Raw genomic sequence first — 13,950 nt, 5'->3', positions numbered from 1 at the left:
ATGAGCACTTTCGGAGCCTATTTCCGCCTCTGGCGCGTCGGCTGGGTGCTCGTGCGCGAGGGCGTCGTGTCGGCGCTTCCGTCCGAAGGACTGCCGCCGCCGATCGCGCTTGCCAAATCCTTCGTCACGATTTTCGAGCGAAGCAAGGCAAGGCATCAGAAGCGCAGCGACCGATTGGCGCAGGCCGTCGAGCGGCTTGGCCCCTCCTATGTGAAGATCGGGCAGTTCCTGGCGACGCGGCCTGACGTTGTCGGCGTCGAATTCGCCAACGATCTGTCGCAGTTGCAGGACCGGATGGCCTTCTTTCCCTCGGCGGCGGCCAAGGCCAATATCGAGGGATCGCTCGGGCGGCCGATCGGCGAACTCTATGCGAGCTTCGGCGATCCGATCGCCGCCGCCTCGATTGCCCAGGTGCATCCGGCTGAAGTCGAGACATCGCAAGGCCGCAAGAAGGTCGCCGTCAAGATCGTGCGGCCCGGCGTGCGCCAGCGTTTTGCCCATGATATCGAGGCGATGTATCTCGTCGCCCACATGCAGGAGCGTTTCCTGCCCTCCAGCCGGCGGCTGCGGCCGGTCGAGGTGACCAAGACGCTGGAGCAGACGACGAAGGTGGAGATGGATCTTCGCCTGGAGGCGGCCGCACTTTCCGAGATTGCCGAAAATACCGAGAGAGATCCCGGTTTCCGCGTGCCGAAGGTCGACTGGGAGCGCACCGGGCGCGACGTCATCACCATGGAGTGGATCGACGGCACGAGGATGTCCGATGTCGAGGGTCTGCGGGCGGCCGGCCACGATCTCAACCTGCTCGCCGATACGCTGATCCAGTCGTTCCTGCGCCACACGCTGCGCGACGGCTTCTTCCATGCCGACATGCATCCGGGCAACCTCTTCGTCGATGCCGATGGCATGATCGTCGCCGTCGACATGGGCATTGTCGGGCGGCTCGGCAAGAAGGAGCGGCGGTTCCTTGCCGAAATCCTCTACGGCTTCATCACCCGCGACTATATCCGCGTCGCCGAGGTGCATTTCGAGGCCGGTTATGTGCCCGGCCACCACAATGTCGAGAGCTTTGCCCAGGCGATCCGGGCGATCGGCGAGCCGATCCACGGGCAGCCGGCCGAGACGATCTCGATGGGCAAGCTGCTGACGCTGCTGTTCGAAGTGACCGAACTCTTCGACATGGCGACACGGCCGGAACTGGTGATGCTGCAGAAGACCATGGTCGTGGTCGAGGGCGTGTCGCGCATGCTCAACCCGCGCTTCAACATGTGGAAAGCCTCCGAGCCCGTCGTCGGCGACTGGATCCGCACCAATCTCGGGCCGAAGCGGATCGCCACCGATCTCAAGGACGGTCTGAAAGCGGCGGTCAAGCTCGCCGAAGCCGTGCCGGAAATTGCGGCAAAGACCGAAAAATTCCACCATCAGCTCCTGCATATGAGCGAACACGGGCTGCGCTTCGACGCGCAGACGGCGGATGCGATCGGCAAGGCCGAGGCACGGCACAACCGTTCGGCCAGGATTGCGCTGTGGCTCATCGCATTGACGCTTGTCTATATCGCCTGGATGCTGAGCTGACCGCCCGCCAAACACATGCTGTGTTCGGCATTTGGGATATCCCATGTGACGAAGGGCTCGCTTAGTCTCGCATTCAGAACAGGGATTCAGATTTTGGCCGATCCGGTCTAGAATCAGCCTGTTCCAGGAGATAGGCACATGCAGCAGGAACGCCCCGGCATTGAACTTTCCGGACAACCGCTCGGTTTTGCCGAGATGGCGGCGATCGGCGCGGGCAAGGTGACGATTTCGGCTTCGGCGACCGGCATGGCCCGCATCGCGATCGCCCGCGAGATCGTCGAGGATGCGATTGCCTCCGGCATGCCGGTCTACGGCTCGACGACGGGCGTCGGCGCCATGAAGGATGTGGAGTGGTCGGCCGACGAACTCGACACTTTCAATCTCGGCCTGGTGCGCGCCCATCACTTCGGCACCGGCACGCCGTTTTCCTGCAACGTCGTGCGCAATGCCATGGCGATCCGCGTCAATACGGCGCTGACCGGCCAGGTCGGCTGCACGCCGGAGCTGATCGAAGCCTATATCACCATGCTCGAAGCCGATCTGATCCCGGTCGTGCGGCGCACCGGCTCGATCGGCTGCGCCGATATCGGCCTGATGGGGCAGATCGGCGCGGTGCTGACCGGCGTCGGCGAAGCAGTCTATCGCGGCAAGCGGATGCAGGCGGCCGACGCCTTCCGGGCAGCCGGACTGCAGCCGGTGCGGATGGCACCGCGCGATAGCCTCGCCTCGCTCAGCATCAATGCGGTGAGCTTTGCCGCGGCAGCGGAGACGACGCGCAATGCAGCGGCCTCGATCCGCATCCTGCTGGCGACGGCGATGATGGCGGCCGGCGCGCTCGGCGCCTCCCGCGATCCCTGGAAGGCGGTGCGTCATGTCGGCACGGCGCGCGAGGCGCTGATCGGCGCCTGGCTCTGCAACGCGTCGGACGACTGGAACTGGCCTGTTGCCACGCATGTGCAGGATCCGCTCAGCCTGCGGATGATCGCCCAGGTGTTCGGCGCCGTCATCGAAAACCTGCTATCGACCGGCCACAAGATCCTGGCCGCCACCGGCCGCTCGGACGACAATCCCGTGGTGGTGGAAGGCAGGGTGATGACGTCGGGCGGTTCACTGCCGCTCGATGTGACGATCTTGCTCGAATCGGCCGCCCTCTGCATGGCGCATGCGGCGCGCAACGCCTTCAACCGTTGTGTCATTCTCGGCAACGGCCAGCGCCGCGACCTGCCGGTCAATCTGGTGCCGCCGGGGCGGATCGCCACCGGTTTCGGGCCGATCATCAAGCTTGCCGGCGAAATCTTTTCGCGCGTACTGTCGATGTCCAATCCGGTCTCGGCGCAGTCGCTTGTCGTCGCAGCCGGGCTGGAGGACGAGGCGGCCTTCCTGCCGCTGGTTATCGAGCGCTTCGAGCGGCAGATGCAGGCGCTGAAGCGCCTGGCAGCACTCGAGGCGCTGCTGTCGGCCCAGGCGATCGACATTCTCGGCGACGAACCGAAGGGGGTCGCCGCCATGCTCTACGAGGTCGTGCGCAAACATGCGGATTTCTATACCGTCGACCGGCCGCTTTCGGCCGAGGTGGAGGCGATCGAAGAAGAACTCGGCTCGGACGACTTCCTTTCGAAGCTGACCGAGCAGGTTCCGATCGCATCCTTCGACGATTTCTTCGCGCTTGGTGCGCTGGATCGCATCGGCGAGCGGTTGCCTCGCCACGAGCCCCTGATTTCAGCCTAGGAAGGGAAGCGGCATGGACTTCGATCTCGTTCTGCAGGGCACGGTCGTGCTGCCGGATCGCATTCTCGAACAGGGTTACGTCGCCGCGCGCGACGGCAGGATTGCCGAGGTCGGCCTCGGCGTGCCGCCCGCGGCGCGTGAACGCCATCTGCTCGGAAGAGCGCTGATCCTGCCCGGCGCGATCGACGCGCAGGTGCATTCGCTGTCCCAGAAGGATCAGGAGGATTTCATCTGGTCGACGCGCTCGGCGGCCGCAGGTGGCGTGACCACGATCGTCGACATGCCCTATGACGAGGGTAATCTCGTCTGCTCGGCAGCGGCGGTCAAACGCAAGATCTCCCATGCGAGCCCGCAGGCGCGCGTCGATTTCGCGCTTTACGGCACCGTCGATCCGGAAGAAGGCCCGGCGCGAATTGCCGAGATGGTGGAAGCGGGTGTCGCGGCCTTCAAATTTTCGACCTTCGGCACCGACCCGAAGCGTTTTCCCCGCATTCCCCCGGCCCTGCTCGATGCCTGTTTTGCAGCTATCTCGCGGACGGGACTGACGGCAGGCGTCCACAACGAGGACGACGAGGCGGTGCGCACCTACATGGAGCAGGTGAAGGCGAGCGGCGTCACCGACTGGCGGGCGCACGGCCTGTCGCGGCCGCCGATTACCGAACTCCTGGCGATGCACACGATCTTCGAGACGGGTGCCTTAACCCACTGCCCGGCGCATGTGGTGCACTGCTCGCTCGGGCGCGGTTACGATATCGCCCGCGCCTATCGCCGCGACGGCTTTGCCGCGACTGTCGAATGCTGCATTCACTACCTGACGCTCGACGAGGAAAACGACGTGAAGCGCCTCGGCGGCAAGGCGAAGATCAATCCGCCGGTGCGGCCGCGCGCCGAGGTGGAGAGGCTCTGGCGCAAGGTGGCCGACGGCGATGTCTGGCTGGTCTCGACCGATCACGTCAGCTGGTCGGAAAACCGCAAGACCAATCCCGACATGCTCGCCAACGCCTCCGGCGTTCCCGGCCTCGAGGTGATGGTGCCGCTTTTCGTCAAAGGCGCAATGGAACGCGGCATTCCCCTGACCTGGGCGGCCCGGCTGATGGCGGAGAACCCGGCAAGACATTTCCGGCTCGACCATATCAAGGGGGCGCTGACCCCGGGTAGGGATGCCGATATCACCGTGCTGGAGCCGCGCGACAGCGTCTATGATGCGTCCGCGAGCGGCAATAATGTCGTCGGCTGGAGCCCTTACAACGGCATTCGCCTGCCCTGGAGCGTTGCCGCAACCTACCTGCGCGGCGAAAAGATCGCGGAAGGCGGGACGGTGCTGGCCGAGCCCGGCACCGGGCAATTCATTCGGCCGCTGCCGCGCCAGGTCATTGCGGGAGCCGGGACATGAGCCGCAATCTTCCCGTCAATGCCGGCCGGATCGCCGGGGATATCGAGGCGCTCGCCGCGATCACCGAGCCGGAGCGCCCCTGGACGCGGCGGGCCTTCTCGCCGCTCTTTCTCGACGGCCGGGCCTATCTCGAAGCGCGGATGAAGGCGGCGGGGCTGGAAACCCGGATCGATGCCGCCGGCAATCTGATCGGCCGGCGCACCGGCCGCAAACCCTGGCTCGGCACGATCATGCTCGGCTCGCATTCCGACACGGTGCCGGATGGCGGCCGCTTCGACGGCATTGCCGGCGTCATCTCGGCGCTGGAGGTGGCGCGTGCGCTTGGCGACCAGGCTATCGAGCTCGATCACGATCTCGAGATCGTCGATTTCCTCGCCGAGGAAGTGAGCATCTTCGGCGTCTCCTGCATCGGCAGCCGCGGCATGACCGGGCAATTGCCGGAAGCCTGGCTTTCGCGCGTCAGCGGCGGCCTCGACCTTGCCGGGGTTATTGCCCAGGTGGGCGGCGAAACCGATGTGCTGATACAGCAGAAAAGGTCCGATATAGCGGGCTTTATCGAGCTTCATATCGAGCAGGGACCGGTGCTCGAAGCCGAAAGGGAGGATATCGGCATCGTCACCGCGATCTCGGGCATCACCCGTATCGAGATCACTGTCGAAGGCCGCGCCGACCATGCCGGCACGACGCCGATGGAGCGGCGGGCGGATGCGCTGGTGGCGGCATCGCAACTGGTGCTCGACATTCGCAACGCCGCCGCCGAGCTTGCCAGGATGCCGGGGCATTTCGCGGCGACGGTCGGCGAATTCCGGATCGAGCCGAACGCCGCCAATGTCGTGCCGTCGAAAGTGGTGCTGCTGATCGACGGCCGTGCCGAAATCCGCGCCGACATGGAGGCTTTCTGCCGCTGGCTCGACGGCCATGTCGAAAAGCTGGCAACCGCCTATGGCGTGACGATCGCGACGCCGAACCGGGTATCCGACAATCAGCCGACGCCCGGCGATGCCGGGCTGCTTTCGGCGCTCGAGGCTGCCTGCGAGCGCGTCGGCGCGAAACATCGGCGCATGGCGTCCGGCGCCGGACATGACACGGCCTGGATCGCCAAGGTGGCGCCGGCGGCGATGATCTTTGTGCCCTGCCAGGGCGGCCGCAGCCATTGTCCCGATGAATGGGCGGAGAATGACGACATCGCGCTCGGCGCCGCCGTGCTGTTCGAAGCGGTGCGCGAGATGGACAAGGATTTGAAGCGGGAGAAGGCCGATGGGACGCATACTGGTTGAGAAAGACGTCGAAGCCGCCGTCAAGGGCGGCTCCGTCTATGCCGCCGGCGGCGGTGGCTGGGCCGATCATGGGCGCATGCTCGGGCTTGCGGCCGTCAATGTCGGGAAACCGGAGCTGGTCTCGATCGAGGAACTGAGGGACGACGACTGGATCGCGACCGCAGCCGCGATCGGCGCGCCCGCCTCCACCACGCCCTGGGAAATGCAGGGCATCGATTACGTGAAGGCGGTGCAGCTCTTGCAGGAGGCGCTCGGCGAAAAGCTTTCCGGGCTGATCATCGGCCAGAACGGCAAATCCTCGACGCTGAACGGCTGGCTGCCCTCGGCGATCCTCGGCACCAAGGTGGTCGACGCGGTCGGCGATATCCGCGCCCATCCGACCGGCGACATGGGCTCGATCGGCATGGCCGGCTCGCCCGAGCCGATGATCCAGACTGCGGTCGGCGGCAATCGGGCCGAAAACCGCTATATCGAGCTGGTGGTGAAGGGGGCGACGGCGAAGATCTCGCCGGTACTGCGCGCCGCCGCCGATCAATCCGGCGGCTTCATCGCCAGCTGCCGCAACCCGCTGCGCGCTTCCTATGTCCGCAGTCACGCCGCACTCGGCGGCATCTCGATGGCGCTTGCGCTCGGAGAGGCGATCATCGCGGCGGAGAAACGCGGCGGAGCCGCCATTATCGACGCGATCTGCAAGACGACGGGCGGACATATCCTCGCCGAGGGCGTCATTTCTCGAAAGGACGTCGTCTACACCAGGGAAGCTTTCGACATCGGCACGGTCATCGTCGGTTCCGGCGCAAAATCGGTGACGCTGCATGTGATGAACGAATATATGGCGGTCGATAATGCCGATGGCGGGCGGCTTGCCACCTTCCCCGCGGTGATCACCACGCTGTCGCCGGAGGGCGAACCGCTCAGCGTCGGTCAGCTGCGCGAGGGCATGCCTGTCTTCATCCTGCATGTGCCGAAGGATATCATTCCGCTGTCGGCAAGCGTGCTCGATCCCTCAGTCTATCCCGTCGTCGAGAAGGCGATGGGGATCGAGATTGCCCGCTATGCGCTAGCGGCGAGGGCCTGAGCCATGGCGCGCGATCGGGGACTGGAAGAGCTGCTGCGCGAGGTACTCGGCGATCGGCCTGGCCTTGCCGAAAAATCCATGTTCGGCGGCTGGGCCTTCCTGCTGAACGGCAACCTTCTCTGCGGCGCGCGCAGTGACGGCATGCTGGTCCGTCTCGGCAAAGGCAATGACGGCTGGGCGCTGGCGCTGCCGGGCGTGATCCAGATGTCGATGGGTGAGCGGGTCATGCACGGCTGGGTGCGCGCCAATGCCGAGGCCTACGGCGACGATGCGCTGAGACGGCGTCTGCTCGATGCGGCGCTCGCCTATGTGGAATCGCTGCCGGGGAAGTAATGACTGCGCTTTCCCCCTTCTCCCCGGCAGGGAGAAGATGTCCGAAGGACAGATGGGGTGAGGGGCAAAGCCGCGAATGCCCTGAGCGCAAGCGAAGGGCAATGAATGTTGTGCTCTGTGGCCCCCTTGTATCTGCACGTTAGTAATTTCGTGCGATGGAAGCGATTGAGCCTCTGGCCGGGTGGCCACCCGGCCAGAGGCGTGACGAAGTCGCCCGCACCCCCTCCGGTTACAACCGTGGATGAGCCTGGGATCTTCGTCATCGTCACGTACGACCGAATAGTCGCTTGGCTTCAACCGCACGCACAAGGCAGGTTACCGTGAACAGAGTTATATGTGGAGTGGATGTTTCGAAAGACTGGCTGGATGCGCATATCCGCCCATCCGGGACGTTTAAGCGTTTCGGCAACGATGCGGCCGGCATCGGCGCGCTTGCTGGGCTCTGCCGGGCCGAGAATGTCGAACTCGTCGTCATGGAGGCGTCGGGCGGTTACGAGCGGCAGGCCTTCCTGCTGTTGTGGGAGTTTGGGATCGCCTGCGCGCTTGCCAATCCGCGCCATGTGCGCCGCTTTGCCGAGGCCATGGGCTTTCTGGAAAAGACCGACCGCATCGACGCGGCGATGATCGCCCATTACGCCGAGACCAAGCGGCTGTCTGCCCTGTCGCCGCCGAAAGCCGCGCAGTTGCGCCTGTCGGCGCTGATGACGCGGCTGTCCCAAGTCACGCGAGACCTGATCGTTCAAAAGCAGCGCCGCAGTGCGGCCGGCGATGGGGCGATCGTGGAAAGCCTCGACGAGGTGATTGCGCTTTTGATGCGCCAGGGCAGCAGGCTGGAAGGCGAGATTGCCTCAATGATCGATGACGATCCGCTCTGGGCCTGCCTCAATCGGGCCTTTCGCTCGGTCAAGGGTGTGGCCGACCGCACCGTTGCCCGGCTGATGGGCGAATTGCCCGAAATCGGCCGGATCTCCAACAAGGCGATCGTCAAGCTGGCCGGCCTGGCGCCGATTGCCAACGACAGCGGCAAACGCAGCGGTCCCCGGCCGGTGCGCGGCGGACGCTCCGGACCGCGCGGCATCCTGTTCCTGGTCGCCGCCGTCGCGGCCAGACACGATCCGCATCTGGCTGCCTTCAGGCAAAGGTTGCAGAGCGCAGGCAAGCCGAAGATGGTCGTCCGTATTGCTCTCGCCCGAAAACTCCTGGTCATTCTCAATGCAAAAGCACGAGATGCGCGAAGAGAATTCGAACATGCAACTTGACAACCCAGATAGTCGCTCATCCGACCCTTCGGGCCACCTACCGGGGTCGAGCCACAGGTCTCGACCCGTCCTTCGGACCCCCACAGGGGAGAAGGGAAAAACAGAGACCAAGCGAGGAACCCACCATGCCGAAGGCCAATCCGCGTCATCCGAAATTTCCGATTCCCGGCGGGCCGGACTTGCGCGCCAAGGGCTGGCGGCAGGAAGCGCTCTTGCGCCTGCTCGAAAACGTGCTTTCCGTTGGTGAGGATCCCGACAATCTGATCGTCTATGCCGCGCTCGGCAAGGCCGCCCGCAACTGGGCAGCGCACCGGGGCATCGTCAAGGCGCTGGCCGAGATGGAGGAGGACCAGACGCTGCTGATCCAGTCCGGCAAGCCGATCGGGCTGGTGAAGACGCACGCCAGGGCGCCGCTCGTCATCATGGCGAACTGCAATATCGTCGGGCAATGGGCGAAAGCGGAGGTGTTCTACGAACTGCAGCGCAAGGGATTGATCTGCTGGGGCGGACTGACGGCCGGCGCCTGGCAGTATATCGGCAGCCAGGGCGTCATCCAGGGAACCTACGAGATCTTCATGCGCATTGCCGAGCGGCGCTTCGGCGGCGATCTCGCCGGCCGCTTCGTGCTGACGGCGGGCCTCGGCGGCATGGGTGGGGCGCAGCCGCTCGCCGGCCGCATGGCGGGGGCTGCGATCCTCTGTATCGACATCGACCCGGAGCGCGCCCGCAAGCGCCAACAGATCGGCTATCTCCAGGAGATCGCGCCCGATCTCGATACCGCCCTTCAGATGATTGACGCGGCGGTGAAGGAGAAACGGGCGCTGTCCGTCGGGCTCGTCGGCAATGCGGCCGAGGTCTATCCCGAAATCGCCCGGCGCGGCATCGTGCCCGATATCGTCACCGACCAGACCTCGGCGCACGACCTCGTCTACGGCTATGTGCCGAAAGGCATGAGCCTCGACCAGGTCAAGGGGCTGCGCGACGACGGCCAGGGGCAATTGATGGCGGCGAGCCGCGCCTCGATCGTCGAACATGTCAGCGCGATGCTGGAATTCCAGAAACGCGGGTCCGAAGTCTTCGACAACGGCAACCTCATCCGCACCCAGGCGAAAGAAGGCGGTGTCGCCAACGCCTTCGATATTCCGATCTTTACCGAAGCCTATCTCAGGCCGCTGTTTGCCCGGGCGATCGGCCCGTTCCGATGGATGGCTCTGTCAGGCGAGGAGAGCGATATTGCCCGCATCGACGATCTGCTGCTCGAGATGTTTCCCGACAACAAGATCATCACCAACTGGATCCGGCTGGCGCGCGAGCATGTCCCCTTCGAAGGGCTGCCGGCCCGCATCGCCTGGCTCGGCCACGGCGAACGCACGGCACTCGCCCGGCGCGTCAACGCGCTGGTTGCGAGCGGCGAACTCAAAGGGCCCGTCGCCTTCTCCCGCGACCATCTCGATGCAGGCGCCATGGCGCATCCCAATATCATGACCGAGCGGATGAAGGACGGCTCCGACGCGATCGCCGACTGGCCGCTGATCGATGCGATGATGCTCTGCTCGTCGATGGCCGATCTCGTCGTCGTCCATTCCGGCGGCGGCGGATATGCCGGCTACATGACCAGCTGCGGCGTCACCGTCATCGCCGACGGCACCGATGCCGCCGACGAACGGCTCGACCACGCGCTGACCAACGACACGGCGCTCGGCGTCATGCGCTACGCCGATGCCGGCTACGAGGAGGCGCTGGATGAGGTGGCGAAGAAGGACGTGCCCTATATCCGGCTGGATTGAAACCGGAGGCAGGTATCGGCCTATCGAGCGTCAGCCGATCAGATTCGAAACCTCGATGAGGTTGCCGTCTGGATCTCGGAAATACACCGAACGCAACCGTCCGGTCGCGCCGGTGCGTTCGACCGGGCCCTCCTCGATCGCAACGCCCGACGCCTGCAGATGGGCGAGAACGTCGGCAATCGGCGTTTCGGCGATGAAGCAGAGGTCGCCGGAGCCGGGGATAGGATGTCTGGCCTTGGGTTCGAACTCGTGGCCGGCCTGGTGCAGGTTGATCTTCTGCCGGCCGAATTTCAGCGCCTTACGGCCTTCCGCGAAAGTTTCGACCGACATGCCGAGGATGCGGGAATAGAAATCGCAGGTGATTGCAATATCGGCGACGGTCAGCACGAGATGGTCGAGGCGGTCGATGCGGATCATGCCTTTCTCCTGGCCAGCTGTTGGGCGACACAGGCTGAGATAAAGGCCAGCGCCAGCATGGCAAGGGTGAAGGCGACGACGGCGGCCCAGCCTTCGACGGCGAAGAACCAGCCGCCGGCCGAGCCCATGAGGCTGGAGCCGACATAATAGGCCAGCATGTAGATCGATGAAGCGTGCCCCTTATTGCCAAGGGCAAGCTTGCCGACAAGGCCGCTGGCGATGGAATGGCTCATGAAGAAGCCGGTCGTCAGCACGACGATGCCGAGAATGATGACCGGCAGCGCGGCAAAGAGCGTCAGCGCGCTGCCGGCGGCGGTCAGCGCCAGACCGAAGAGCAGCACGCGAAAATGCCCGATCCGGTCTCCGATCAGGCCGCCGATCGAGGCGGCGCCGATGCCGAAGAGATAGACGGTGAAGATCAGGCCGAGTTCCGTCTGGTTGAGGCCATAGGGCGGCGCTACGAGACGGAAGCCGGCGTAATTGTAAATGGTCACGAAGGAGCCCATCGCCAGGAAGGCGATGGCGAAGATGAATGGCAGCGCCGGATTGGCGAGATGGCCGAGCCAGGCCCTGGCATGGAAACGCGGATCGAAGCCCGGCCGGCGGATGAAATTCCGCGATGGCGGCAGCAGGGCGATGAAGCCGATTGCGGCGGCAAGGCCGATGGCGCCGATGAGGAAGAGCGCCGGGCGCCAGCCGAGATATTCGGCGAAGATGCCGGTGAGCACGCGGCCGGACATGCCGCCGAAGGCCGTGCCGCCGACATAAAGGCCCATGGTGGCGCCGAGGCCGCGCGGATCGATTTCCTCGGCGAGATAGGCCATGGCAACCGCCGGCACGCCGCCGAGAACGAGGCCCTGCAGGGCGCGGATGACGAGCAGCAGGTGCCAGTTCGGGGCGAAAGCCGTGGCAAGCGTCAGCAACGCCGCGCCGACAAGCGACAGCGACATCAGGCTGCGGCGGCCGAGCCCTTCCGAGACGGCGGCGGCGCAGACGATGGCGAGTGCGAGGAAGCCGGTGGAGAGCGAGAGTGACAGCGAGCTTTCCGCCGGGCTGACGGAAAATTCCTGCGAAAAGATCGGCAGCAGCGGCTGCACGCAATAAAGCAGCGAGAAGGTGGAAAAGCCGGAGAGGAAGAGCGCCAGGCTGGCGCGGCGATAGGCGCCGGTGCCGCGCGTCAGATAATATCTTTGTCCCGGCACCGCGGCCTTGCCGGAGGTCTTCACGGCCTGTGCTGCCGGCATCTCTTCATCCCTGCCCTTTGTGGTCATCGGTCAGCCCGCCGGATCCCAATAGGGCGGATCGCCGAAACTTTTCTTCAGGTGATCGGCGATGGCGCGCAGCTTGGCTGAGGGATTTCGTCCCTCGGGATGGGCCATGTAGATGAATTCGGCTTCCGGCCGGTGACCGACATCGATTTCGGCAAGTAGGCCCTCGCGGATGGCCGGGCCGGCAATGAAGGCGGGCAGCAGTGCGATGCCGAGACCGGCAATCGCCGCGTCGCGGAGCATGTCGCCATTGTTCATGCCGAGCGCCAGTTTCGCACGAACGAGGATCGCGCCCTCCGGCGTCTGGAAGCGCCAGTCGGCAACGCCGCGATTGGTGTAGAAAATCCCGCGATGGCCGTTCAGGTCGGTCAGCGACGACGGCGTGCCCTCACGGGCGAGATAATCCGGCGAGGCGCAGAGAAGACGGCGGCTGCGGGTGAGCTTCCAGGCGACCAGCCTGCTATCGGCGATCGGGCCGTTGCGGATGACGGCGTCGTAGCCGTCCGAGGCGGCGTCGACCCGCCGGTCGTCGATATCGAGCGTCAGTTCGATATCGGGATGCTCGGCAAGAAAGGGATAAAGCGCCGGTCCGAGATGCATGCGGCCGAAGGTGACCGGGGCGGCGATGCGGATCGGCCCGGAGAGCGTTCCGCGCCGCTCCGCCATATCGGCCGCGGCCTCGTCGATCTCGTGTACGATGCGCGTCGCCCGTTCCAGGAAAGCCGCACCGTCCTCCGTCAGAGTGAGCTTGCGCGTCGTTCGGTGCAGCAGGATGCCGCCCAACGACTTCTCCAGTTCCGCCAGCCTTTCGCTGACGACGGATTTGGACAGCCGCAACCGGCGGGCCGCCTCGCTGATCGAGCCTGCCTCCACGACGGCAACGAAAGCGGCAATGCCTTCGACCTTGATCATCGTTCGGTTTTTCCGAATTCGAGTTTCATCATCTGGAGACTAATCCGAACGAATGGAAGATGCCATCTTCCATTCAACGAAAGGGACGGCAAGGGGCCGCCTCGCTTCAACATAGGAAGATGGAACCATGAACCGCTTGAACAACAAGGTCGCAATCGTCACCGGCGCAAGCTCCGGCATCGGCCGCGTCACGGCAAAGCTCTTTGCCGCCGAAGGCGCCAAGGTCGTCGTCGGCGCCCGCCGCGAGCGCGAACTCGACAGCCTCGTTGCGGAGATCAAGGCCGAAGGCGGCGATGCGGTCGCCGTTGCCGGCAACGTCCGATCGGAAGACTATCACAAGGCGCTGGTCGCGGCCGCCGTGACCCATTACGGCAAGCTCGACATCGCCTTCAACAATGCCGGCATCATCGGCGAAGCCGGTCCGAGCACCGGTGTTTCGGAAGCAGGTTTCCGCGAGGCGCTTGATGTCAATCTGACGGCCTCCTTTCTCGCTGCCAAACATCAGATCGGCGCGATGGCAGACAATGGCGGCGGTTCGGTGATCTTCACCTCGACCTTCGTCGGCTACAGCTTCGCCTTTCCCGGCGTTGCCGCCTATGCCGCCAGCAAATCCGGCCTGATCGGCCTGACGCAGGCGCTCGCCGCCGAATTCGGCCCGCGAGGCGTGCGCGTCAATGCCATCCTGCCGGGCGCCGTCGATACCGACATGTACCGCGACGTGAACGATACGACGGAGAAACAGGCCGCCGTCACCGCCATGCATGCGCTGAAGCGCGTCGCGACACCGGATGAAATCGCCCGTTCGGTTCTCTACCTCGCCTCCGACGATGCAAGCTTCGTCACCGGCACGGCGTCACTGGTCGACGGCGGCATTTCGATCACCCGCAGCTGAGACGTCGAGGGCTGCCGCCATCGACGGGAAA

At 64.8% G+C, this 13,950-nt stretch carries 12 protein-coding genes; 9 read left to right on the top strand and 3 right to left on the bottom strand.

Translation table 11 applies throughout. The annotated features are described in order from the left end of the window. The 8 genes from ubiB to RHEC894_RS01875 all read left to right on the top strand — a co-directional run bounded on the left by ubiB (position 1) and on the right by RHEC894_RS01875 (position 10,430). Complete coding sequence (gene ubiB / locus RHEC894_RS01910) at positions 1-1,575, top strand: 2-polyprenylphenol 6-hydroxylase (protein ID WP_085735816.1); 1,575 nt, start codon at positions 1-3, stop codon at positions 1,573-1,575. Between the two features lie 138 nt (positions 1,576-1,713). Next, a complete protein-coding gene (locus RHEC894_RS01905) occupies positions 1,714-3,303 on the top strand; it encodes an aromatic amino acid lyase (RefSeq protein ID WP_085735814.1) in 1,590 nt (529 codons plus the stop codon). 13 nt (positions 3,304-3,316) lie between these two features. After that, positions 3,317-4,696 carry an amidohydrolase family protein gene (locus RHEC894_RS01900; protein ID WP_085735812.1) on the top strand — a complete coding sequence of 460 codons (1,380 nt, stop codon included), beginning with the start codon at positions 3,317-3,319 and terminating at the stop codon, positions 4,694-4,696. After that, a complete protein-coding gene (locus RHEC894_RS01895) occupies positions 4,693-5,973 on the top strand; it encodes a Zn-dependent hydrolase (protein ID WP_085735810.1) in 1,281 nt (426 codons plus the stop codon). Before RHEC894_RS01900 ends, RHEC894_RS01895 begins: the two co-directional genes overlap by 4 nt. Then, positions 5,954-7,051, top strand: a complete 1,098-nt coding sequence (locus tag RHEC894_RS01890; protein ID WP_085735809.1) for a DUF917 domain-containing protein — start codon at positions 5,954-5,956, stop codon at positions 7,049-7,051. Before RHEC894_RS01895 ends, RHEC894_RS01890 begins: the two co-directional genes overlap by 20 nt. Positions 7,052-7,054: 3 nt before the next feature. Next, positions 7,055-7,384 carry a TfoX/Sxy family protein gene (locus RHEC894_RS01885; RefSeq protein WP_010069559.1) on the top strand — a complete coding sequence of 110 codons (330 nt, stop codon included), beginning with the start codon at positions 7,055-7,057 and terminating at the stop codon, positions 7,382-7,384. A gap of 320 nt (positions 7,385-7,704) precedes the next feature. Then, positions 7,705-8,643, top strand: coding sequence for an IS110 family transposase (locus RHEC894_RS01880; RefSeq protein ID WP_085735807.1), 939 nt, complete (start codon positions 7,705-7,707; stop codon positions 8,641-8,643). Positions 8,644-8,768: 125 nt separating this feature from the next. Beyond that, positions 8,769-10,430, top strand: coding sequence for a urocanate hydratase (locus RHEC894_RS01875; RefSeq protein WP_085735805.1), 1,662 nt, complete (start codon positions 8,769-8,771; stop codon positions 10,428-10,430). 30 nt (positions 10,431-10,460) lie between these two features. On the opposite strand, the gene RHEC894_RS01870 is transcribed toward RHEC894_RS01875, so the two are convergent. Genes RHEC894_RS01870 through RHEC894_RS01860 form a run of 3 tightly spaced genes read right to left on the bottom strand, consistent with a single transcriptional unit; the run spans position 10,461 to position 13,027 of the window. Then, positions 10,461-10,847, bottom strand: coding sequence for a VOC family protein (locus RHEC894_RS01870; protein ID WP_010069562.1), 387 nt, complete (start codon positions 10,845-10,847; stop codon positions 10,461-10,463). After that, the gene (locus RHEC894_RS01865; protein WP_085738820.1) at positions 10,844-12,091 is read right to left on the bottom strand and encodes an MFS transporter; all 1,248 of its coding nucleotides are present in this window, start codon (positions 12,089-12,091) and stop codon (positions 10,844-10,846) included. Before RHEC894_RS01865 ends, RHEC894_RS01870 begins: the two co-directional genes overlap by 4 nt. A 30-nt stretch (positions 12,092-12,121) precedes the next feature. Beyond that, entirely contained in the window at positions 12,122-13,027 is a 906-nt protein-coding gene (locus RHEC894_RS01860; RefSeq protein ID WP_085735804.1) for a LysR family transcriptional regulator, read from the bottom strand. 127 nt (positions 13,028-13,154) lie between these two features. Between RHEC894_RS01860 and RHEC894_RS01855 the strand changes: the two genes are divergently transcribed. Continuing rightward, a complete protein-coding gene (locus RHEC894_RS01855; RefSeq protein WP_085735802.1) occupies positions 13,155-13,919 on the top strand; it encodes an SDR family oxidoreductase in 765 nt (254 codons plus the stop codon). The last annotated feature ends 31 nt before the right edge of the window (positions 13,920-13,950 follow it).

Source organism: Rhizobium sp. CIAT894, assembly GCF_000172795.2.
Taxonomy (GTDB): domain Bacteria; phylum Pseudomonadota; class Alphaproteobacteria; order Rhizobiales; family Rhizobiaceae; genus Rhizobium.
Note: the sequence above shows the minus strand (reverse complement) of the source record. Positions and strands in the feature narration are given on the sequence as shown.

Bases quoted from the DNA above. Each gene is read 5' to 3' on its own strand.
- ubiB (WP_085735816.1), top strand. From the start codon at position 1: ATGAGCACTTTCGGAGCCTATTTCCGCCTCTGGCGCGTCGGCTGGGTG.
- RHEC894_RS01905 (WP_085735814.1), top strand. From the start codon at position 1,714: ATGCAGCAGGAACGCCCCGGCATTGAACTTTCCGGACAACCGCTCGGT.
- RHEC894_RS01900 (WP_085735812.1), top strand. From the start codon at position 3,317: ATGGACTTCGATCTCGTTCTGCAGGGCACGGTCGTGCTGCCGGATCGC.
- RHEC894_RS01895 (WP_085735810.1), top strand. From the start codon at position 4,693: ATGAGCCGCAATCTTCCCGTCAATGCCGGCCGGATCGCCGGGGATATC.
- RHEC894_RS01890 (WP_085735809.1), top strand. From the start codon at position 5,954: ATGGGACGCATACTGGTTGAGAAAGACGTCGAAGCCGCCGTCAAGGGC.
- RHEC894_RS01885 (WP_010069559.1), top strand. From the start codon at position 7,055: ATGGCGCGCGATCGGGGACTGGAAGAGCTGCTGCGCGAGGTACTCGGC.
- RHEC894_RS01875 (WP_085735805.1), top strand. From the start codon at position 8,769: ATGCCGAAGGCCAATCCGCGTCATCCGAAATTTCCGATTCCCGGCGGG.
- RHEC894_RS01870 (WP_010069562.1), bottom strand. From the start codon at position 10,847: ATGATCCGCATCGACCGCCTCGACCATCTCGTGCTGACCGTCGCCGAT.
- RHEC894_RS01865 (WP_085738820.1), bottom strand. From the start codon at position 12,091: ATGCCGGCAGCACAGGCCGTGAAGACCTCCGGCAAGGCCGCGGTGCCG.
- RHEC894_RS01860 (WP_085735804.1), bottom strand. From the start codon at position 13,027: ATGATCAAGGTCGAAGGCATTGCCGCTTTCGTTGCCGTCGTGGAGGCA.
- RHEC894_RS01855 (WP_085735802.1), top strand. From the start codon at position 13,155: ATGAACCGCTTGAACAACAAGGTCGCAATCGTCACCGGCGCAAGCTCC.